Annotated in this window: 20 protein-coding genes; 14 read left to right on the forward strand and 6 right to left on the reverse strand. The window is 65.0% G+C overall.

What is annotated here, in order from left to right; genetic code table 11:
- A complete protein-coding gene (gene dksA, locus GR167_RS03795) occupies positions 1–423 on the reverse strand; it encodes an RNA polymerase-binding protein DksA (RefSeq protein WP_160972109.1) in 423 nt (140 codons plus the stop codon).
- Positions 424–603: 180 nt separating this feature from the next.
- Between dksA and GR167_RS03800 the strand changes: the two genes are divergently transcribed.
- The 5 genes from GR167_RS03800 (at position 604) to GR167_RS03815 (ending at position 5162) form a co-directional block, all read left to right on the forward strand.
- Positions 604–1443 carry an AAA family ATPase gene (locus tag GR167_RS03800; RefSeq protein ID WP_160972110.1) on the forward strand — a complete coding sequence of 280 codons (840 nt, stop codon included), beginning with the start codon at positions 604–606 and terminating at the stop codon, positions 1441–1443.
- 231 nt (positions 1444–1674) lie between these two features.
- Complete coding sequence (locus GR167_RS03805; protein WP_160972635.1) at positions 1675–3051, forward strand: DUF2927 domain-containing protein; 1377 nt, start codon at positions 1675–1677, stop codon at positions 3049–3051.
- A complete protein-coding gene (locus GR167_RS20100) occupies positions 3048–3215 on the forward strand; it encodes a hypothetical protein (protein ID WP_212769822.1) in 168 nt (55 codons plus the stop codon). The genes GR167_RS03805 and GR167_RS20100 overlap by 4 nt, the downstream gene beginning before the upstream one ends.
- A gap of 3 nt (positions 3216–3218) precedes the next feature.
- Positions 3219–4403, forward strand: a complete 1185-nt coding sequence (locus GR167_RS03810; RefSeq protein ID WP_160972111.1) for a vWA domain-containing protein — start codon at positions 3219–3221, stop codon at positions 4401–4403.
- A gap of 75 nt (positions 4404–4478) precedes the next feature.
- Entirely contained in the window at positions 4479–5162 is a 684-nt protein-coding gene (locus tag GR167_RS03815) for a M48 family metallopeptidase (RefSeq protein WP_160972112.1), read from the forward strand.
- A 233-nt stretch (positions 5163–5395) separates the two neighbouring features.
- Here GR167_RS03815 and GR167_RS03820 read toward each other — a convergent pair whose 3' ends face one another.
- The 3 genes from GR167_RS03820 to GR167_RS03830 are packed head-to-tail and all read right to left on the reverse strand — an operon-like array spanning position 5396 to position 7814.
- Complete coding sequence (locus tag GR167_RS03820; protein ID WP_160972113.1) at positions 5396–5938, reverse strand: RSP_2648 family PIN domain-containing protein; 543 nt, start codon at positions 5936–5938, stop codon at positions 5396–5398.
- A complete protein-coding gene (locus tag GR167_RS03825; RefSeq protein ID WP_160972114.1) occupies positions 5935–7131 on the reverse strand; it encodes an RSP_2647 family RNA methyltransferase in 1197 nt (398 codons plus the stop codon). Before GR167_RS03825 ends, GR167_RS03820 begins: the two co-directional genes overlap by 4 nt.
- Before the next feature lie 38 nt (positions 7132–7169).
- Positions 7170–7814, reverse strand: a complete 645-nt coding sequence (locus tag GR167_RS03830; protein ID WP_160972115.1) for a DUF6778 family protein — start codon at positions 7812–7814, stop codon at positions 7170–7172.
- A gap of 283 nt (positions 7815–8097) precedes the next feature.
- Between GR167_RS03830 and edd the strand changes: the two genes are divergently transcribed.
- The 7 genes from edd to GR167_RS03865 all read left to right on the forward strand — a co-directional run bounded on the left by edd (position 8098) and on the right by GR167_RS03865 (position 16642).
- The gene (gene edd, locus GR167_RS03835) at positions 8098–9906 is read left to right on the forward strand and encodes a phosphogluconate dehydratase (protein ID WP_160972116.1); all 1809 of its coding nucleotides are present in this window, start codon (positions 8098–8100) and stop codon (positions 9904–9906) included.
- A gap of 10 nt (positions 9907–9916) precedes the next feature.
- Positions 9917–10555, forward strand: a complete 639-nt coding sequence (locus GR167_RS03840; protein ID WP_160972117.1) for a bifunctional 4-hydroxy-2-oxoglutarate aldolase/2-dehydro-3-deoxy-phosphogluconate aldolase — start codon at positions 9917–9919, stop codon at positions 10553–10555.
- Positions 10556–10645: 90 nt separating this feature from the next.
- A complete protein-coding gene (locus tag GR167_RS03845; protein WP_212769823.1) occupies positions 10646–11371 on the forward strand; it encodes an ABC transporter ATP-binding protein in 726 nt (241 codons plus the stop codon).
- Positions 11365–13731 (forward strand): ABC transporter permease, encoded by a 2367-nt coding sequence (locus GR167_RS03850; RefSeq protein ID WP_160972118.1) that lies wholly within the window; start codon positions 11365–11367, stop codon positions 13729–13731. Before GR167_RS03845 ends, GR167_RS03850 begins: the two co-directional genes overlap by 7 nt.
- A gap of 4 nt (positions 13732–13735) precedes the next feature.
- Positions 13736–14968, forward strand: coding sequence for an efflux RND transporter periplasmic adaptor subunit (locus GR167_RS03855; RefSeq protein ID WP_160972119.1), 1233 nt, complete (start codon positions 13736–13738; stop codon positions 14966–14968).
- 27 nt (positions 14969–14995) lie between these two features.
- Entirely contained in the window at positions 14996–15538 is a 543-nt protein-coding gene (locus tag GR167_RS03860) for a flavin reductase family protein (protein ID WP_160972120.1), read from the forward strand.
- 105 nt (positions 15539–15643) lie between these two features.
- A complete protein-coding gene (locus tag GR167_RS03865) occupies positions 15644–16642 on the forward strand; it encodes an LLM class flavin-dependent oxidoreductase (RefSeq protein WP_160972121.1) in 999 nt (332 codons plus the stop codon).
- A gap of 34 nt (positions 16643–16676) precedes the next feature.
- Here the strand turns inward: GR167_RS03865 and GR167_RS03870 are convergent, their stop codons facing one another.
- Together GR167_RS03870 and GR167_RS03875 are read right to left on the reverse strand one after the other, a co-directional pair.
- The gene (locus GR167_RS03870; protein ID WP_306419546.1) at positions 16677–16994 is read right to left on the reverse strand and encodes an excinuclease ABC subunit A; all 318 of its coding nucleotides are present in this window, start codon (positions 16992–16994) and stop codon (positions 16677–16679) included.
- Entirely contained in the window at positions 16994–17209 is a 216-nt protein-coding gene (locus GR167_RS03875; protein ID WP_160972123.1) for a hypothetical protein, read from the reverse strand. The genes GR167_RS03870 and GR167_RS03875 overlap by 1 nt, the downstream gene beginning before the upstream one ends.
- A 204-nt stretch (positions 17210–17413) precedes the next feature.
- Between GR167_RS03875 and GR167_RS03880 the strand changes: the two genes are divergently transcribed.
- Positions 17414–18154, forward strand: a complete 741-nt coding sequence (locus GR167_RS03880) for a VIT1/CCC1 transporter family protein (protein ID WP_160972124.1) — start codon at positions 17414–17416, stop codon at positions 18152–18154.
- A gap of 190 nt (positions 18155–18344) precedes the next feature.
- Positions 18345–18944: a GNAT family N-acetyltransferase gene (locus tag GR167_RS03885; RefSeq protein WP_160972125.1), complete on the forward strand. Its 600-nt coding sequence runs from the start codon at positions 18345–18347 to the stop codon at positions 18942–18944.
- Positions 18945–18999 lie beyond the last annotated feature (55 nt).

Consider the following 18999-nt stretch of genomic DNA (forward strand, 5'->3'; position numbering starts at 1 on the left):
TCAGTCGTCGCGATGTACTTTTTCTCGCCGTTCGTGGCGTTCCTGGGCTTCCAGGCTCATCGTGGCGATGGGCCGCGCGTCCAGCCGTTTCAGGCTGATCGGTTCGCCGGTCACCTCGCAATAACCGTATTCGCCTTCGTCGATGCGGCGCAGGGCGGCGTCGATCTTGGCGACCAGCTTGCGCTGGCGGTCGCGGGTGCGCAGTTCCAGCGCGCGGTCGGTTTCCTCGCTGGCGCGGTCTGCGACGTCGGGGATATTGCGCGTGGTTTCCTGCAGGCCCTCGATCGTGTCGCGGCTGTCGTCAACGATCTCGGCCTTCCAGGCCAGAAGCTTACGCCGGAAATATTCCAGCTGCTTCTCATTCATGAATGGTTCGTCTTCCGCCGGACGGTAATCATCGGAAATAAAGGTTTCCGCCTTCATCTCTTTTCCCTCATCAAGGCCATGGTCTGTCAATCCAGAATCCTTTGACATATGGCTGCCTCCCGGCGCCCGTCTATCCCACTGGGGGGGGAATGTCACTACCTATAACGCCACAGATTGCGGGTGGTTTAACTTCGCGATACTGTGCCGCGAAACTGTGCATTATAGGGTGGAGAGCAGATGAAATTCCAAGGCACCGACGCCTATGTGGCGACCGATGACCTGACCGTTGCGGTCAACGCGGCGGTGACGCTGGAACGGCCCTTGCTGGTCAAGGGCGAACCGGGCACCGGCAAGACCGAACTCGCCAAGCAGGTGGCCAGCGCCCTCGGCCTGCGAATGATCGAATGGAACATCAAGTCGACCACCAAGGCGCAGCAGGGCCTGTATGAATATGACGCGGTCAGCCGTCTGCGCGACAGCCAGCTGGGCGATGAGCGCGTCCACGACGTGAAGAATTACATCAAGCAGGGCAAGCTGTGGCAGGCATTCGAATCGGACGAAAAGATCGTGCTGCTGATCGACGAGATCGACAAGGCCGATATCGAGTTCCCCAACGACTTGCTGCAGGAACTCGACAAGATGGAGTTCCACGTCTACGAGACCGGCGAAACGATCCGCGCCAAGAACCGCCCGATCATCATCATCACCTCGAATAACGAAAAGGAACTGCCCGACGCCTTCCTGCGTCGCTGTTTCTTCCATTACATCCGCTTCCCCGATGCCGACACGATGCGCCAGATCGTCGAGGTGCATCACCCCGGCATCAAGGAACAGCTGCTGACCACCGCGCTGACCCAGTTCTATGAAATCCGCGACATGGCGGGGCTGAAGAAGAAGCCCTCGACCAGCGAGGTTCTGGACTGGCTGAAGCTGCTGCTGGCCGAGGATCTGGACGCCGAAGACCTCAAGCGCGACGGCGCCAACGCGCTGCCGAAACTGCACGGGGCGTTGTTGAAGAACGAACAGGACGTGCACCTGTTCGAACGGCTGGCCTTCATGGCGCGCAGCCAGCGCTGATCGCCACCGAATTAGGCGCCCCCGGGAAACGGCCTGTTTCCGGGGGCAGCCGCCCCGCCGGTCACACTCGCGCCCCATTTCGGCGCTAGGCTGCAAGCCCCGGCACGACCGCCCCCCTGTTTCACGTCGGAATTCTGACGCGGGCGTCAGGCATTTTGCCATTTTGAAAGACGAAAGTATGGTATCAGTATATTTTTCATTGATCCGAACCGGGGGCGTCACAGGATGAATTTGACCCGTTTGCTGCTGCCTTTGTGCTTTACGCTTGGCGCCTGCATGTCCACCGCCCCGACCGAGATGCCGACGCGGGCGGCCTCCACCGATGCGGCGCCGATGCTGCCGCCGATGAAAACCTTTGCCCAAACCCGCCCCGACGCGCCAAAGGCATCGAATGCCGATATCGCGCGCGATTTCCTCGATCTGGCCTTCAAGCTGGAATCGGGGCGCGAATTGCCGGTGCTGACCCGGTTCGAGGGCCCGATCACCCTGCGCGTCACCGGCAAGGCGCCGATCAGCCTGGGCATCGACCTGGAAACCCTGCTGAGCCGGCTGCGCCGCGAGGCCGGGATCGATATCCGCATGACCCGCTCGAAAGCCGCCTCGATCACCATCGAGGCGGTCAGCCATGATCAGATTCGCAAGCAACTGCCGCAGGCCGCCTGTTTCGTGGTCCCCAACGTGTCGAGCCTGGCCGAATATGCCGGTGCCCGCCACGCCGTGCGCACCGACTGGTCGCGGCTGGCCAGCCGCGAAAGGCTGGCCATCTTCGTGCCCGCCGACGCGCCGCCGCAGGAATTGCGCGATTGCCTGCATGAAGAACTGGCGCAGGCGCTTGGGCCGCTGAACGACCTCTACCGGCTGTCAGACAGCGTGTTCAACGACGACAATGTCCATACGGTGCTGACCGGCTACGACATGCTGATCCTGCGGGCGTTCTATTCGCCGCAGTTGCATTCGGGCATGCGCCGCGATGAAGTGGCGGCGCGGCTGCCCAATATCCTGGCCGCGCTGAACCCGGCCGGTGCGCGCCGCACGCCGCAATATCTGCCGGAAACCACGCGGGCCTGGATCGACGCGATCCAGGACGCGCTTGGCCCCGGCAGCACCCCCACCGCGCGCAGGCTGGCCGCACAGCGGGCGCTCAGCATCGCCCGCGCCGAGGGCTGGACCGATCACCGCCGCGCCTTTTCCCATTACGCGATTGGCCGGCTGACCCAGAATTACGACGCCGAGGTTGCCCTGGCGCATTTCCGTGCCGCCGAACGCTATTACGCCCAGACCCCCGGTACCGGGCTGCACCGGGCCCAGGTGGCGCAGCAACTGGCGGCCTATGCGATCAGCGAAGGCCGCGGGCAGGCGGCGCTCGACATCATCGACCCGCATCTGAACACCGCCACCCAGCATGAAAACGCGGCCCTGCTGTCGACCCTGCTGCTGCTGCGCGCCGAGGCGCTTGATCTGCTGGGCCGGACCAATGAGGCGCGGCTGGTCAGGCTGGACAGTCTGGGCTGGGCGCGCTACGGGTTCGGGGCGGACTGGGCGGTGCGGGCCAAGCTGAAGGAAATCACCGCATTAAGCCCGCTGAAGAGGAGCAACGGGCAAATATGATCGTCATCGCAGGGGCAGTAATCGGGGCGCTTTTCGGGGCCTTCCTTGCCAAGAAGCGGAATGGCAAAGGGCTGGACATGCTGCAATACGCGGCCGGCTACGCCATCTTGTTCATGATCGCCGCCCTGTTCATCACCCTCTTCATCCATCGCGCCGCGGTGTAACCGATGTTCCTGCCCTTCTTCGAAAACCTGAGGAAAGGCGGCGTTCCGGTCAGCTTGCGCGAATATCTCAGCTTTCTCGAGGGGATGAAGGCGGGGCTGGTCACCTATGACGTCGACGGGTTCTATTACCTCGCCCGCGTGGCGATGGTGAAGGACGAACGCAATCTCGACAAGTTCGACCGCGCCTTCGCCGCCACCTTCCAGGGGTTGGAAAACATCCAGCTGGGCGATGTTCTGGAGGCGGTCGACATTCCCGCCGACTGGCTGGAAAAGCTGGCCGAAAAGCACCTGAGCGCCGAAGAAATGGCCGAGATCGAGGCCCTGGGCGGCTTCGACAAGCTGATGGAGACACTGAAGAAGCGGCTCGAGGAACAAAAGGGCCGCCACCAGGGCGGCAACAAATGGGTGGGCACCGCCGGCACCTCGCCCTTCGGCGCCTATGGCTACAACCCCGAAGGGGTGCGGATCGGCCAGAAGGAAAGCCGCCACCAGCGCGCGGTCAAGGTCTGGGACAAGCGCGAATTCAAGAATCTCGACGGCGACGTCGAACTGGGCACCCGCAACATCAAGGTGGCGCTGAAACGGCTGCGCCGCTGGGCCCGCGACGGGGCGCATGACGAACTGGACCTCGACAACACGATCCGCGCGACGGCCGAGCACGGATACCTCGACGTGAAAACCCGCCCCGAGCGGCGCAACGCGGTGAAGGTGTTGCTGTTCCTTGACGTGGGCGGTTCGATGGACCCGCATATCAAGGTGCTGGAAGAACTGTTTTCGGCCGCCAAGTCCGAATTCAAGCATATGGAGCATTTCTACTTCCACAATTGCCTCTACGAAGGTGTCTGGAAGGACAATCGCCGCCGCTGGGACGCGCAGACGCCGACCTGGGACGTGCTTCATACCTACGGGCCCGATTACAAATGTATCTTCGTCGGCGATGCGTCGATGTCACCCTATGAGATCGCCTATCCGGGCGGCGCGAACGAGCATTGGAACGCCGAAACAGGCGAAACCTGGCTGCAGCGCGCCCGCGACCAATGGCCGTCGCATATCTGGATCAATCCGGTGCCCGAGAAGTACTGGAACTATACCCAGTCGATTTCGATGATCTCGGATATTTTCGAGGGCCGGATGGTGCCGATGACCCTGGAAGGGATCGAACGCGGCATGAAGGACCTGACCCGCTGAGGCAGTCGCTTTCTGCGTCAGAATACACCAGTCCGGCCGGTTGCCCTTTCCCCCGCCCTGCCCCATATCTCTGACATGCTGCGCTTTACCCCGATCCTTCTGGCCCTGCTCTATGGCATCGCGATGTACCGGCTTTCCGCCTGGCGCACCGCGCGGGAACTCGATGCCAAATCCACCGAGCTGGCCGATCCCGAACTGAAGCGGGTGACCGACCGGCTGGCCGCTGCGCTGGAACTGCCGCGCATCCGGGTGAACCTTTACGAGATCGCGCCGGTGAACGGGCTGGCCGCCCCCGACGGGCGGATCTTCATCACCCGCGGCTTTTACGAAAAGTTCCGCCAGGGCGCCGTCACGGCCGAGGAAATGGCCAGCGTCATCGCGCATGAGCTGGGCCATGTCGCCCTGGGCCATTCGCGCCGCCGGATGATCGACTTTTCCGGCCAGAACGCGCTGCGCACCGCACTGGCGATGGTCTTTTCGCGGATCGTGCCGGGGATCGGCGGCTATATCGCCAACGGGCTGATGACCCTGCTGGCGGCACGGCTGTCGCGGGCGGACGAATACGAGGCGGATGAATACGCCGCCGCATTGATGACCAAGGCGGGGTTCGGCACCGCGCCGCAGATTTCGCTGTTTCGCAAACTCGAGGCGCTGACCCAGTCGAACGCCGGCGCCGCGCCCGCCTGGCTGCTGAGCCACCCGAAGACGCCCGAGAGGATCAAGGCGATCGAGAAGCTGGACGCGCGCTGGCAGGCCTAGCGCCGCCCTTTAAAAACTGCGGCTTATCGCTGTTTCGAACCATCTCAAAAGCATCCCCCGGATCGCCCGCGATCCGGTTCGCACCCGGCCCCGCCCCCAGGGCGGGCGCGAATTGATGATACCATTTCACGAATTGCAACGTGGACGCGTTACAGAACTGGCGGCGCAGATTTCACCGCGCCCACCCTCGGTGCCGGGCGCGAACCTCTGTTGCTCTGCTAAGCGACCAACACTTACCCCGCCAGCGCCTTGCCCAACCTCGGCAGCTTCGCCTTCTTCATCAGCTTGCGGACTTCCCAGGGCTCACCCGACAGCCGCTCGGCCTCCCGCCGCACCTGTTCCACCACGCCCGCCACCAGATCGGGCTGCGCCTGCCAGATGCCGTGCAGGAACCCGTCCGGGTCCTGCCGCGCCAAGCCTTCCTCGGCCAGGATATTACGCGGGAAATCCTGCGCGTTCAGCGTCAGGATCAAATCCGCGCTGCCCGCGATGGCGGCGGCCAACACATGGGCATCAGCCGGATCGGGCAGCCACAAACGGTCTTCCAGCGACGGTTTCCAGCGCACCTCGGCCTTGGGCCAGGCGGCGCGCAGCATCGCGATCTCGCCGCGCGCCTGCGCCTCGCCGCCGGGGCCCAGCTTGCGCGCGGCGCGCGCCCATTCTTCCAGGATGCGTTCCGACCAGAGCGGCGTGAACACGCCCGCCCGGGCCACGCCCAGCAGCACCTCGCGCATCACCGTGGGGTAGATCACGCAGGTGTCGAGAAGGACCTTCATAGCCGGAAGAACAGCGATTTCAGGTAACCGCTTTCGGCCAGTTGCGGCATCAAGGGATGGTCGGGACCGGCGAAACCGGTATGGATCAGCTGCGCCTGCCGCCCGGCGCGGCCGATGCCGCGGGTGCAGGCGCCGCGGAACTTGGCCAGATCGGCAGCGTGGGAACACGAACACAGCACCAGGTAACCGTCCTCGGCCACCAGGGGGGCTGCCAGCCGCGCGACGCGTTCATAGGCGCGCAGACCCGCTTCCAGTGCCTGTTTCGAGGGCGCGAAGGCGGGCGGATCGCAGATCACCACGTCGAACTTGGCCCCTTCCTCGCCCAGGGCGGTCAGCACGTCGAACGCGTCGCCCTTGCGGGTCTCAAAACGGTCGGAGACGCCCATCGCCTCGGCCCCCGAGGCCGCCAGAGCCAGCGCCGCCTCGGACCCGTCCACGGCCAGCCCGCTGACGGCACCGCCCGCCAGCGCGGCGAGGGAAAACCCGCCGACATGGCTGAACACGTCCAGAACCCGCGCGCCCTGCGACAGCCGGGCGGCGAAGGCGTGGTTGGGGCGCTGGTCGAAGAACAGCCCGGTCTTCTGCCCACCGGTCAGGTCGGCCATGTAGGTGGCCCCGTTCATTGGCACCGGCACCGGCGCCTCGGGCGCGGTGCCACGCACCACCGATGTCTCATTGTCCAGCCCTTCCAGCTGACGCGCGCGGCCGCTGGCGTTCTTGATCACCGATCCGACCCCGGTCACCGCGACCAAGGCCTCGGTCAGCGCCTCGAATGCCACATCGGCCCAGGCTGCGTTGGGCTGCACCACCGCGGTGTCGCCGAAGCGGTCGATCACCACGCCGGGCAAGCCATCGGCCTCGGCATGGACCAGCCGGTAGAACGGCGCGTCGAACAGACGCTCGCGCAGGCTCAGCGCCTTGGACAGGCGTTTTTCGAACCATGCGCGGTCGATCACCGCGTCCAGATCGCGGTCGATCATCCGGCAGGTGATCCGCGATTCGGGATTGACCGCGACCAGCCCCAGCGGGTTCCGTTCGCCGTCTTCCAGCACGGCGATGGTGCCCGGCGCGATCTTGCGGGTGCGGCGGTCGACGACCAGTTCATTGTCATAGACCCAGGGAAACCCGTGCCGGATGGCGCGGGCATTGGCCTTGGGTTTGAGGCGGATAACGGGATAAGAGGGCGCTGTCATAGCGCCCTCTTATCCTTGTTTTTCGGCTTGGGGAAGGGTCAGCCTTGCGGCGCGGTTTCCAGGCCGGCCACCAGTTCGGTCACGCCTTCCGGGGCGGACCCGGGCGCGGCCAGTTCCTGGGCGATCACATTGGTCAGGTGATGGGTGATCCGCAGCTTCTGGGTCAGCCCCTGCTGTTCCGCCGCGATCGCCTTGGATCCGCCGTAGCCGCGCAGGTCGGCCTTGACCTCATAGGTCGGCACGATCACTTCGCCGGTCACCGGGTTGCGCACGGTCATGTTGAAATGGATCGAATGCACGCCGCCGATCGTGTAACGGGTCTTTTCGGTCAGCGCGTGGAACCGCAGCAGGTCGATATCGACCACCACCGGCAGCGCGCCTTCCTGGTTCTGCTGCTGCACCTGGGTCAGGCTGTCCTGGAAAATCCGCGCCACCTGTTCGTGGCGATCGCCGATCGCATCACCGCGCCAGACGATATCGCCCATCGGGTAATACAGGTTCGCCTCGGACACCCGCAGCGACCGCGACACCTTGATGTTGTAATCGGCCACGGCCACGACCGGCGCGGCGGGCAACATCTGCGGCGTTTCAAGCGGCATGTTCCGCGATGCGGTATCTACCGAAGCACAGGCCGAAACGCCCAGACCGATTGCCAGCATGATCGCAGTACGAAATTTCTTCATCGTTCCATCTCCTTAGGCCAGTCCCCCAGGCCCTTGTGGTATGGCTGCAATCTCCTGTCGAAATCGGGCAGATTTTAGGCAAATTTCAAGCACTCCCGGGATCATTCCACGGCAATTCCCGGCGCGGGGACGGCGGATCGCTTTGCCTGAAAAAGCATCGCCGCCGCGCCCCCGGCGCGCAGAAGCGCGGCGCCGGGCGGCCCCATCCGGTACCGTTCGGGGGCGCTACTTGTGCCGTTATCGCTAACTCCGTATAGAATCCCCGGAGACCGGAGAGATAGCCATGCCGCAGCTGAACGATACGATTTCACGGGTCACCGACCGCATCCGTGAAAGAAGCCTGGAGAGCCGCACGACCTATCTGGGCCGCATGCAACAGGCGGCCGAGGAAGGCCCGCGGCGGGCGCATCTGACCTGCGGCAACCAGGCCCATGCCTATGCTGCAATGGGATCGGACCAGGCGGCGCTGATCGCGGCGCGCGCGCCGAACCTCGGGATCGTGACCGCCTATAACGACATGCTGTCGGCGCATCAGCCTTTTGAGCGCTTCCCCGCGCTGATCCGCGACGCGGCGCGCGACGAGGGCGCCACCGCGCAGGTGGCAGGCGGCGTGCCGGCGATGTGCGACGGGGTCACGCAGGGCCAGGTCGGCATGGAACTGTCGCTATTTTCGCGCGACGTGATCGCGCTCGCCGCCGGGGTGGCCTTGTCGCACAACACCTTCGACGCGGCGCTTTACCTGGGCGTCTGCGACAAGATCGTGCCGGGACTGATCATCGCGGCGGCCACTTTCGGCTATCTGCCGGGCATCTTCCTTCCCGCCGGGCCGATGACCAGCGGCTTGCCCAACGATGAAAAGGCCAAGGTGCGCCAGAGGTTCGCCGCCGGGGAAATCGGCCGGGACAAACTGATGGAGGCCGAAATGGCCTCTTACCACGGGCCGGGCACCTGCACCTTCTACGGCACCGCCAATTCCAACCAGATGCTGATGGAATTCATGGGGCTGCACCTGCCCGGCGCCAGTTTCGTCAATCCAAACACGCCCTTGCGCGATGCGCTGACCGTCGCCGGAACCAAACGGGCGCTGGAAATCACCAATCTGGGCAACGACTATCGCCCCGTGTCGCAGGTGCTGGACGAACGCGCCTTCGTCAACGGGATCGTCGGTCTGATGGCGACCGGCGGGTCGACCAACCTGGTGCTGCACCTGCCCGCGATGGCACGGGCGGCGGGCATCAGCCTGAGCCTCGAGGATTTCAACGAGATCAGCGAAGTCACGCCTTTGCTGGCCAAGGTCTATCCCAACGGGCTGGCCGACGTGAACCATTTCCACGCCGCAGGCGGGCTTGGCTACATGATCGGGCAATTGCTGTCCGCCGGGCTGCTGCACGAGGACGTGATGACCGTCGCAGGCGACGGGTTGGAACGCTACACCCAGGACCCCAAGCTGAAGGATGGCCGCGTCGTCTATGAACCCGGGCCGCGCGACAGCCTGAACGACAAGATCCTGCGCCCCGCCTCCGGTCCCTTCCAGCCCACCGGCGGGTTGCAGCAGCTTCAGGGTAATCTGGGCATCGGCATCATGAAGGTTTCCGCCGTCGCCCCCGAACGCCACGTGATCGAAGCCCCGGCGCGGGTGTTCCATACCCAGGACGCTGTGAAAGACGCATTCAAGGCGGGCGAATTCACCTCCGACACCGTGGTCGTGGTGCGCTTCCAGGGCCCCAGGGCAAACGGGATGCCGGAACTGCACGGGCTGACCCCGACCCTGTCGGTGCTGCAGGATCGCGGGCTGAAGGTGGCGCTGGTCACCGACGGGCGGATGTCGGGCGCGTCGGGCAAGGTACCCGCCGCCATCCATGTCAGCCCCGAGGCAAGCGCGGGCGGCCCGCTGGCGCGGGTGCGTGACGGCGATCTGATCCGCGTCGACGCAGTGGCGGGCACGCTGGAAAACCTCACTGAGGGCTTTGCCGATCGCCCCGCCGTGCAGCCCGATCTCAGCGACAACAGCCACGGCATCGGCCGCGAATTGTTCGAAACCTTCCGCGAAAACGTGGGCCTCGCCACCGACGGCGCGGCCGTGATTGTCTAGGAACATGCCAATGACACCCCAGGACGCCAGCAGTTACACCGAATCCCTGTGCCACCGCGCCCCGGTCATCCCGGTTCTGGTGGTCGACGACATCGACGCCGCCATCCCGCTGGCCCAGGCGCTGGTGACCGGCGGCTTGCCGGTACTCGAAGTGACCCTGCGCACGCCGGTGGCGATGTCGGTGATCCGGGAAATGTCGCAGGTCCCGGGCGGGATCGTCGGCGCCGGCACCGTCCTGACGCCGGAAGACGCCGAAAACGCCAAGGCGGCGGGGGCGCAATTCGCCGTTTCACCCGGCGCCACCGACCGGCTGCTGGGCGCCTGCGAAGAAATCGGCCTGCCGATCCTGCCCGGTGCCGCCACCGCGTCAGAGGCGATGGCCCTGCTGGAACGCGGCTATACCACGCAAAAATTCTTCCCTGCCGAAGTCGCGGGCGGGGCGGCGATGCTGAAATCGCTGTCCTCGCCGCTGCCGCAGATCCTGTTCTGCCCGACCGGCGGGATCAGCCATGAAAACGCGCATGACTACCTGGCGCTGCCCAACGTGGCCTGCGTCGGCGGCAGCTGGGTCGCGCCCAAGGACCTGCTGCGGGCGGGCGATTGGGGCCGGATTTTGGAACTGGCGAAAGAGGCCGCGCGGCTGCACTGACCCGGCCAAGCCCGGATAATTTGTCGTTTTTACTCTGGTCCTGCGCGGCAATTCGGCTAACCTGTAAGGGAATTGAATCCGCGTGAGATTTTGCCCGAGACCGGTTCCATACCCCGCCCCGCCTTTGCCGCGAAAGGACTGACCAAGGTCTATGGCGAAGGCAGCGCCGCCGTGCATGCCCTGCGCGGCGTGGACCTGACCATTCCCGAAGGCGAATTCGTGGTGCTGCTGGGCCCGTCGGGCAGCGGCAAGTCGACGCTTCTCAACATCCTCGGCGGGCTTGACCGGCCAAGCGCGGGCAGCGTCAGTTTCGAAGACAGCTCGCTGACCGATATGGACGACGCCGAACTGACCCGATACCGGCGCGATCACGTGGGCTTCGTGTTCCAGTTCTACAACCTGATGCCCAGCCTGAACGCACGCGAAAACGTCGAACTGGTGACCGAAATCGCCCGCGACCCGATGGACGCCTCCGAAGCCTTGGCGCTGGTCGGTCTGGATCAGCGCGAAACCCATTTCCCGTCGGAAATGTCGGGCGGCGAACAGCAGCGGGTGGCGATCGCCCGCGCGGTGGCGAAACGGCCCACCGTGCTGTTCTGCGACGAACCCACCGGCGCGCTGGACAGCACCACCGGCCGGGCGGTGCTGAAGGTGCTGACGGATGTGAACGAACGGCTGGGCACCACCGTCATCATCGTCACCCACGCCGCCAGCACCGCGCAGCTGGCCGACCGGGTGATCCATTTCGCCGACGGCACGATCCGCGACGTGGTGCTGAACGACACCAAGCTGACCGCGGAAGACATCGAATGGTAAGCCCGCTGGATCGCAAGCTGTTCCGCGACCTGGCCCGGATCAAGGGCCAGGCGGCGGCGATCGGCGTGGTGATCGCGCTTGGCGTGATGATGCTGGTGATGATGACCGGGCTGGTCAACACGCTGGATGAAACCCGGCGCGCCTATTACGACCGTTACCGGCTGGCCGATGTCTTCGCCCCGGTGACCCGCGCGCCGGAACGGATGGCCGACCGGATCGCCGCCCTGCCCGGCGTCGCCGCGGTGCAAAGCCGGGTGGCAGGCGCGGCGCTGATCGACATGGCCAAGGGCGAATTGCCGGTGCGCGCGCAGGCGCTGTCGCTGCCCGATATCGGCTTGCCGCGGCTGAACGACATCTTCCTGACCTCGGGCCGGTTGCCCGAACCGGGGCGCAGCGACGAAATCGTGCTGCTGGAAGGGTTTGCCAAGGCGCGCGGGCTGAAATCGGGGGACAAGATCACCGCCACGATGAACGGGGCCAAGCGGCAATTCCGCATCACCGGCTTCGCGCAATCGCCGGAATTCCTCTACAGCACCGCGCCGGGGGAAATCGTGCCCGACGACGCCCGTTTCGCAGTGTTCTGGATGCGCCGCGCGGCGCTAGGTGCGGCCTATGACATGGAGGGCGCCTTTTCCGAGGTTTTGGTCGCGCTGACCCGGGGTACCAACCCGCAATCGGTGATCAGCGCCGCCGACCTGCTGCTGGCGCCTTACGGGGCGGCGGGCGCTTATGACCTGAAGGATTTGTTTTCCAACCGTTTCATCAGCGAGGAAATCCGCGGGTTGCGGGTGTCCACCGCCTCGATCCCGCCGATCTTCCTCGGGGTGGCGGCCTTCCTGCTTTATATCGTGATATCGCGGATGGTGCGGGCAGAACGGGAACAGATCGGGCTGCTCAAGGCCTTCGGCTACACTTCGTGGGAGGTCAGTTTCCACTACCTGAAACTGGTGCTGGTGATCGCCGTTCTGGGCGCCATCGTCGGATCCATCGCCGGGGTCGCGGCGGGGTCGTCTCTGGCGGTGGTTTACCAGCTTTATTACAAGTTTCCGTTCCTTGTCTTCACCATCGACCCGCGCAGTTTCGTGATCGGGTTCGGCACCTCGATCCTGACCGCCTCGGTCGGCAGCCTGTTCGTTTTGCGCGGCGTGTTCAAGCTGACCCCGGCGGTGGCGATGCGCCCGCCCACCCCGCCGGATTATTCCCGCGCCTTCGACCTGGCGGGCGCGATGAAGCGCTGGCTGGATCAGCCCGCCCGCATGGTGCTGCGCCGGATCAGCCGCTATCCGGGGCGGATGCTGGGCGCCTCGGTGGGCATCGCCTGCGGGCTGGGCCTGTCGGCAGCGACCCTGACCATGATGGCGGGGTTCGACACCACCATCGATCTCAGCTTCACGGTGCTGGACCGGTCGGACATGACCGTGGTCTTCACCGACAAGCAGCCGCCCAAGGCGCTGCTGGAACTGGGCCGGATGCCGGGCGTTTTGCACGTCGAACCGATCCGTGTCGCCTCGGCGGTGCTGCGCAACGGCACCTACAGCTATCGCGGCTCGATCGAGGGGCGGCCGGAACTGCCGGTGCTGAACCGGGTGATCGACACCGATTTCCGCCAGGTCCCGATGCGGCGCGAGGGGCTGATCCTGTCGCAGACCCTGGCCGATATCCTGCATGTCACCCCCGGCGACTGGATCGAGGCCGAGATTCGCGAAGGCCGCCGCCCGGTGCTGCGCCTGCCGGTGATCGGCACCGCGCAGACCCTGACCGGGGCCCCGGCCTATATGGAACTGGGCGCGCTGAGCCGCGCGCTGCAGGAACCCGAGCAGGTGTCGGGCGCCTACCTGACCATCGACGCCAACCGGACCGAACAGATTTTCGAACGGATCAAGGGCATGCCCCGGATCGCCGGGGCGACGCTGAAGGAAGACGCGCGCAACGCGCTGGTCGAGATCATGAATACCGGCCCAGCCTCGGTCCGTTTCGTGATGCTGGCGGTGGCGGCGGTGATCACCTTCGGCATTGTCTACAACGCCGCGCGGATCGCGCTGGCCGAACGGATGCGCGACCTGGCCAGCCTGCGGGTGATGGGTTTCACCAGCGGCGAGACATCCTTCGTGCTGCTGGGCGAACTGGGCGCGGTCACGCTGGTGGCGCTGCCGCTGGGATCGGCTTTGGGCTACGGTTTGACCTATCTCATGGTGAAGGGTTTCAGCACAGATATCTACCAGATACCGGCCGTTTTCAGCCCCTCCAGCCACGGCACCGCGGTTCTTGCGGTGCTGGTGTCGGCGGCGATTTCGGGCTGGCTGGTGAAACGCGACCTGGACCGGGCCGACCTGGTCGAGGCACTGAAAACGCGGGAGTGAACGAATGGCAGCGAAGAAACACACGCGCCAGATCATCAGCCTGACCGTCGCCCTGGCCCTGGCCGGGGCGCTGGCCTATGCGTTCTGGCCGCGCGCCGCGCTGGTCGATCTGGGCAGCGTGACCGAAGGCCCGATGCAGGTGACCATCGACGAGGAGGGCCGCACCCAGGTGCACAACCCCTATACCGTGTCGACCCCGGTGACCGGGCGTCTGCTGCGGGTCGAGGTCGAACCGGGCGACGAGGTGACGGCACAAAAAACCGTGGTGGCGCGGATGCTGCCCACGACGCCCACGGTGCTGGATGCGCGGTCGCGCGAACAGGCCCGCGCCAATGTCACCGCCGCCGAAGCCGCCCTGCGCGTGGCCGAGGCCGCGCTGAACACCGCCCGCGCCGATCGCGACCTGGCCGAAGCCACCCTGGCGCGGACCCAGAAACTGTTCGACAGCGGCATCGCCGCCCGCGCCGCGCTGGACAATGACGCGCGCAGCGCCCGGGCGGCCGAAGCGGCGCTCGACACCGCGCGGGCGGCGATTTCGATGCGGGTGGCGGAACTGGATAACGCCCAGGCCGCGCTGCGCAATTTCGACGGGATGGGGCCGGATGGGGCTTCGACAAACGGCGCCGACCAAATCCACCCGATCCACGCGCCGATTTCGGGCCGTATCCTTGAGGTGCTGCAACGGTCGGAAACCACGCTGGCCGCCGGGACGCCGATCCTGGAAATCGGCGATATCCGCAACGATCTGGAAGTGCTGTCGGAAATGCTGTCGACCGACGCGGTGCAGATCGCGCCAGGCGATGCCGTGATCATCGACCAATGGGGCGGTGATGCGCCGCTGAACGGGGTGGTGTCGCGGATCGAACCAACGGGGTTCACCAAGGTCTCCGCCCTCGGGGTCGAGGAACAGCGGGTGCGGGTGACGATCCGCTTCAGCGACCCGCCCGAGGCCCGTGCCGGGCTGGGCCACGGGTTCCGGGTCGAGGCGCGGGTGATCACCTGGGCCTCGGACAAGGCGCTGATCGTGCCCGCTGGCGCGCTGTTCCGGCAGGGCGAGGATTGGGCGATCTTCGTGGTCGAGGATGGCGTGGCCCGCGCCCGCACGGTCGCGGTCGAGGCCAATAACGGGCTGCAGGCGGCGATCACCGACGGTGTCGCGGCGGGCGACATGATCGTGCTTTACCCGCCCGCCGGGCTGGAAGACGGCCAGAAGGTGGCGCAGCGGGCGGCGTATTGAGATAGGCCGGGGCGAAGGAGGAGACCGATGGAGACGTTGCCGCTTTCCCGTGCCTTCACCCTGATCGAACCCGGGCCGGTGGTGCTGGTGACGACCCATGACGGGACAAGGCCCAACATCATGACCATCACCTGGACGATGGTGCGCGGCTTCGACGCCGAATTCGCGCTGACCACGGGGCCGTGGAACCATTCCTGGCGCGCACTGAAGGACAGTGGTGAATGCGTGCTGGCCATCCCCACCGCCGACATGATCGACACGGTGGTCGGCATCGGGATGTGTTCGGGGGCCGATACCGACAAGTTCGCGCGCTTCGGCCTCACGCCGCTGCCCGCGCGCCATGTCGCGGCGCCGCTGATCGGCGAATGCCTGGCCAATATCGAATGCCGCGTCGAGGAAATCGTCGAGCGACTGAACCTGGTGCTGCTGCAGGGGGTCGCGGCGCATATCGACAGCGCCCGGACCGAAAGAAGGCTGCTCCATGCCGTCGGCGACGGGACCTTCACCGCTGATGGCGAACGCTTCGACCGCAGCGCGGCGATGCGCGCCAAGCTGCCCCCGGGGCTGTAGGCGCCACCGGACGCGAAGACACTTGGCCGCCTGTCGGCAACACCGCCGATTTGACCTTGTTCCGGAGGCGGGGTCTGCATAGCTTCCCTCCCTACGGAGGCCGCCATGGAAAAATTCTCACTGCTCGACTTGTCGCCCATTCCGGACGAAAAAACCGCGGCCGACGCCCTGTCCAATTCCGCCGAACTGGCAATCGCCGCCGAAAAGGCCGGGTATTTCCGCTACTGGGTCGCCGAACACCACAACATGACCGGCATCGCCAGTTCGGCAACCGCCGTTCTGATTGGCTATCTGGCGTCGGTCACCAAGACCATGCGTATCGGGTCCGGCGGCATCATGCTGCCCAACCACGCGCCCTTGATGGTCGCGGAACAGTTCGGGACGCTGGCATCGATCTATGCCAACCGGATCGACCTTGGGCTTGGCCGCGCGCCCGGGACCGACATGGCGACGGCGCGGGCGCTGCGGCGCTACATGACGCAGAACGACACCTTTCCGGACGACGTCCGGGAACTCATCGGTTACCTGGGGGACATGCCCGATGACGCCCCGGTCCGCGCGATCCCCGGCATGGGAACGAACGTGCCGGTCTGGATTCTCGGTTCCAGCCTCTACGGCGCGCAGCTGGCGGCCTATCTGGGGCTGCCCTACGCCTTTGCCTCGCATTTCGCGCCGGATATGCTGGAAGAGGCCCTGTATGTCTACCGCGTCAATTTCCGGCCGTCGGAAACCCTTTCACGTCCCTACGCGATGATCGCGGCCGGTGTGTGTGCTGCCGAAACCGATGCCGAGGCGGAATTCCTGCGCTCGTCGCAACTGCTGTCCTTTGCGAACATCATCACCAACAACCGGGGCAAGCTGCCTTACCCGACCGACGATCTTGATTCGAAGGTCCCGGCACAGGTCATGGCGCGGGCAAAGCATATGCTGTCGGTTTCCGCGACCGGTTCGCCTGCGACGATCGAAACGCAGCTGCGGGCGATCATCGACAAATACCGGCCCGACGAGTTGATGGTGACGGGCATGATCCACGATCACGCGGCGCGGGTCAGGTCGTTCGACATCGCCGCCGGCGTTCTGAGCGGGCTGCAGGAGCCCGTTTAAGCCGGGTGAAGCGGAGGATAACGCGGCGGGCAGGTCAGTCCAGGATTGCGGCAACGGCGCCGATCAGGTCGAGCACTTCCTTGGTGTCGCGATCGACCCGATAGACGTAATCGCCAAGCCGGTAATAGGTCCGGCCGGGGTCCAGCCCGTAGCGGCCCGGGTCCCGGATCAACACGTAATCGCCGAGAAGGCGGTCACCACGCCTGTACATCTTCTTGGCCTGTCCCGGCGGCAGGCAGCCGTTATGTTTCTTGGCAAGGCCGGGCGGGCAACCTTTCGGCCCGCCTGCCAGCACTGCAACGGGAGAGAGGGATAGCAGGGCAGCCATCGCGATCAGGATCGGTTTGCGCATCATGCAGCTCCTTCGGGTCTCGACCTGAGATGTGGTGCAAAGGCAGGCGCTTGCCAAGCCCCGCAGCACCGGGCGGGCAGAACTCCGCCGCCCTGCCCCGCCACGATGCGCAGCCCGTTGCCGATGCTCACCAGCAGGAACAGGATCGCCGCGACGCAAACGATGATCGGCCCGGTCGGCGTGTCCAGCATCAGCGCGGCGGGCGGCACGACCATGCCCCACCCGCCCGCGGGACAGGAAGACGGCCAGAAGGTGACGCAGCGGGCGACGTATGGAGGGAAGTTCCGAACATCCGGGATAAATTCGAGACAAATCCCAATCCTGTCGCACACCCGCATCCCCCGTCGATGGCAAAACGAACTGACGCATCGGGATTTCTGCGATAGCCCCTGCCGGGCGTTCATGGAATACTCACAGGCATGCGTTTGCCGCTCAGAACAAAGGAAAATCCCGTGGAACTTCCCTATCAGTCAGCCCATGAAGAATTGCATTTCGTCAACCGAGCAGGATGGTTACGCGCTGCCGTGCTTGGTGCAAATGATGGTATCGTTTCGGTGTCCTCGCTCATTGTCGGGGTTGCCGCGGCCGATCCCAACCCGTCTGCCATTCTGTTGGCCGGTGGTGCAGGTCTGGCGGCCGGCGCCATGTCGATGGCTGCGGGGGAATACGTTTCTGTCAGTTCTCAATCCGACATCGAACGCGCAGATATCGAGCGGGAACAACAGGCGCTGCTCGATACGCCCGAGGAAGAAGAAGCCGAACTCGCTTCGATCTACGAAGCGCGCGGGCTTTCCAAATCGACAGCGGCGCTGGTTGCGCGGGAACTCACGGAAAAGGATGCGCTTGGCGCTCATGTCCGTGACGAACTCGGCCTGTCGGAAGTCCACACGGCGAATCCCCTGCAGGCGGCGCTGGCGTCCGGGGTGACATTCTCGATCGCGGCGGCAATCCCGGTGGTCGCGGCAGTTCTGGCCCCTGAGACACAGGTCATTCCTACGGTCGTCGGCACTACACTGGTCAGCCTTGCGGCACTTGGCGCCATCGGTGCACGTGCCGGCGCCGCCCCCCTGCTGCCGGCGACGCTCAGGGTGCTGTTCTGGGGCGCCGCGGCAATGGCAATCACTGCAGGCGTCGGCCATCTGTTTGGGGTCAACGTCTAGGGAACAGCCGGGGTCGAACCTGGAAATCGGTTCGTTCCAAAGCCGCGCCGCCGGGTTCTGCCCCTGAACCCGGCGCGTCTTGCATCAGCGCACCGTGCAGCAAACCTGGCCACGCTTTCGCAAGAAAGCCGTCTATGAGGGTTTATCATTTCAGATCAGAGGCTAAGGTGAGAAAACATCAGCCCAATTGATGCAGGACCTCTTTGTGAGCGGGATTACTTTCAGATCAGCCACGGCGCAGGACAGTGCCGACCTTGCATTGCTTGGAGATATGGCAACGCGCCGATTGTATTCTTATCTCTGGTCTCAGACGGCAGCCCCAGGACAATCGGCTTTTGAATTCGGACGTTCCATCATCCGCAACAACCCAGAGCATCTTTCCTGGTTCGGAAACTGGCGCGTGGCTGAACGGGATGGCGTCCTTGCCGGGGCGCTGAATTCCTATCTGATGCCGGCTCCGTCCCCGAGCGATGCTGCCGTGCCCGATGTCCTGAAAGGGTTGAACGACCTCAAGGCGATGATTGCCGGAACCTGGTACATCGCTGCGGCGGCGCTTCATCCCGAATGTCAGGGACAGGGCTATGGCGAGGCTTTACTCGATGAGGCCGAGGCGCTGGCCCGCGCCGCAGGCAATACCCGACTGACGCTGATGGTCGGCAGCTTCAACCAACCGGCAAGGCGGCTTTATCTGCGCTGTCGCTTTACGGAACAGGCCGAACGCCCATTCACCGCATTTCCCGGCTCGGACACGCCCGGAACGTGGATTCTGATGGCAAAGGATTTGTGCTAAGCAAGGGATGGGGCACCAACCGTGCCCGTCCTTTTCAAACCATCCGCAGCGGAAA

It is taken from the genome of Thalassovita mangrovi, assembly GCF_009857745.1.
GTDB lineage: Bacteria > Pseudomonadota > Alphaproteobacteria > Rhodobacterales > Rhodobacteraceae > Thalassobius > Thalassobius mangrovi.

Coding starts and splice junctions, on each gene's coding strand:
- dksA (WP_160972109.1), bottom strand. CDS start 423: ATGAAGGCGGAAACCTTTATTTCCGATGATTACCGTCCGGCGGAAGAC.
- GR167_RS03800 (WP_160972110.1), top strand. CDS start 604: ATGAAATTCCAAGGCACCGACGCCTATGTGGCGACCGATGACCTGACC.
- GR167_RS20100 (WP_212769822.1), top strand. CDS start 3,048: ATGATCGTCATCGCAGGGGCAGTAATCGGGGCGCTTTTCGGGGCCTTC.
- GR167_RS03810 (WP_160972111.1), top strand. CDS start 3,219: ATGTTCCTGCCCTTCTTCGAAAACCTGAGGAAAGGCGGCGTTCCGGTC.
- GR167_RS03815 (WP_160972112.1), top strand. CDS start 4,479: ATGCTGCGCTTTACCCCGATCCTTCTGGCCCTGCTCTATGGCATCGCG.
- GR167_RS03820 (WP_160972113.1), bottom strand. CDS start 5,938: ATGAAGGTCCTTCTCGACACCTGCGTGATCTACCCCACGGTGATGCGC.
- GR167_RS03825 (WP_160972114.1), bottom strand. CDS start 7,131: ATGACAGCGCCCTCTTATCCCGTTATCCGCCTCAAACCCAAGGCCAAT.
- GR167_RS03830 (WP_160972115.1), bottom strand. CDS start 7,814: ATGAAGAAATTTCGTACTGCGATCATGCTGGCAATCGGTCTGGGCGTT.
- edd (WP_160972116.1), top strand. CDS start 8,098: ATGCCGCAGCTGAACGATACGATTTCACGGGTCACCGACCGCATCCGT.
- GR167_RS03840 (WP_160972117.1), top strand. CDS start 9,917: ATGACACCCCAGGACGCCAGCAGTTACACCGAATCCCTGTGCCACCGC.
- GR167_RS03850 (WP_160972118.1), top strand. CDS start 11,365: ATGGTAAGCCCGCTGGATCGCAAGCTGTTCCGCGACCTGGCCCGGATC.
- GR167_RS03855 (WP_160972119.1), top strand. CDS start 13,736: ATGGCAGCGAAGAAACACACGCGCCAGATCATCAGCCTGACCGTCGCC.
- GR167_RS03860 (WP_160972120.1), top strand. CDS start 14,996: ATGGAGACGTTGCCGCTTTCCCGTGCCTTCACCCTGATCGAACCCGGG.
- GR167_RS03865 (WP_160972121.1), top strand. CDS start 15,644: ATGGAAAAATTCTCACTGCTCGACTTGTCGCCCATTCCGGACGAAAAA.
- GR167_RS03870 (WP_306419546.1), bottom strand. CDS start 16,994: ATGCGCAAACCGATCCTGATCGCGATGGCTGCCCTGCTATCCCTCTCT.
- GR167_RS03875 (WP_160972123.1), bottom strand. CDS start 17,209: ATGGTCGTGCCGCCCGCCGCGCTGATGCTGGACACGCCGACCGGGCCG.
- GR167_RS03880 (WP_160972124.1), top strand. CDS start 17,414: ATGCGTTTGCCGCTCAGAACAAAGGAAAATCCCGTGGAACTTCCCTAT.
- GR167_RS03885 (WP_160972125.1), top strand. CDS start 18,345: ATGCAGGACCTCTTTGTGAGCGGGATTACTTTCAGATCAGCCACGGCG.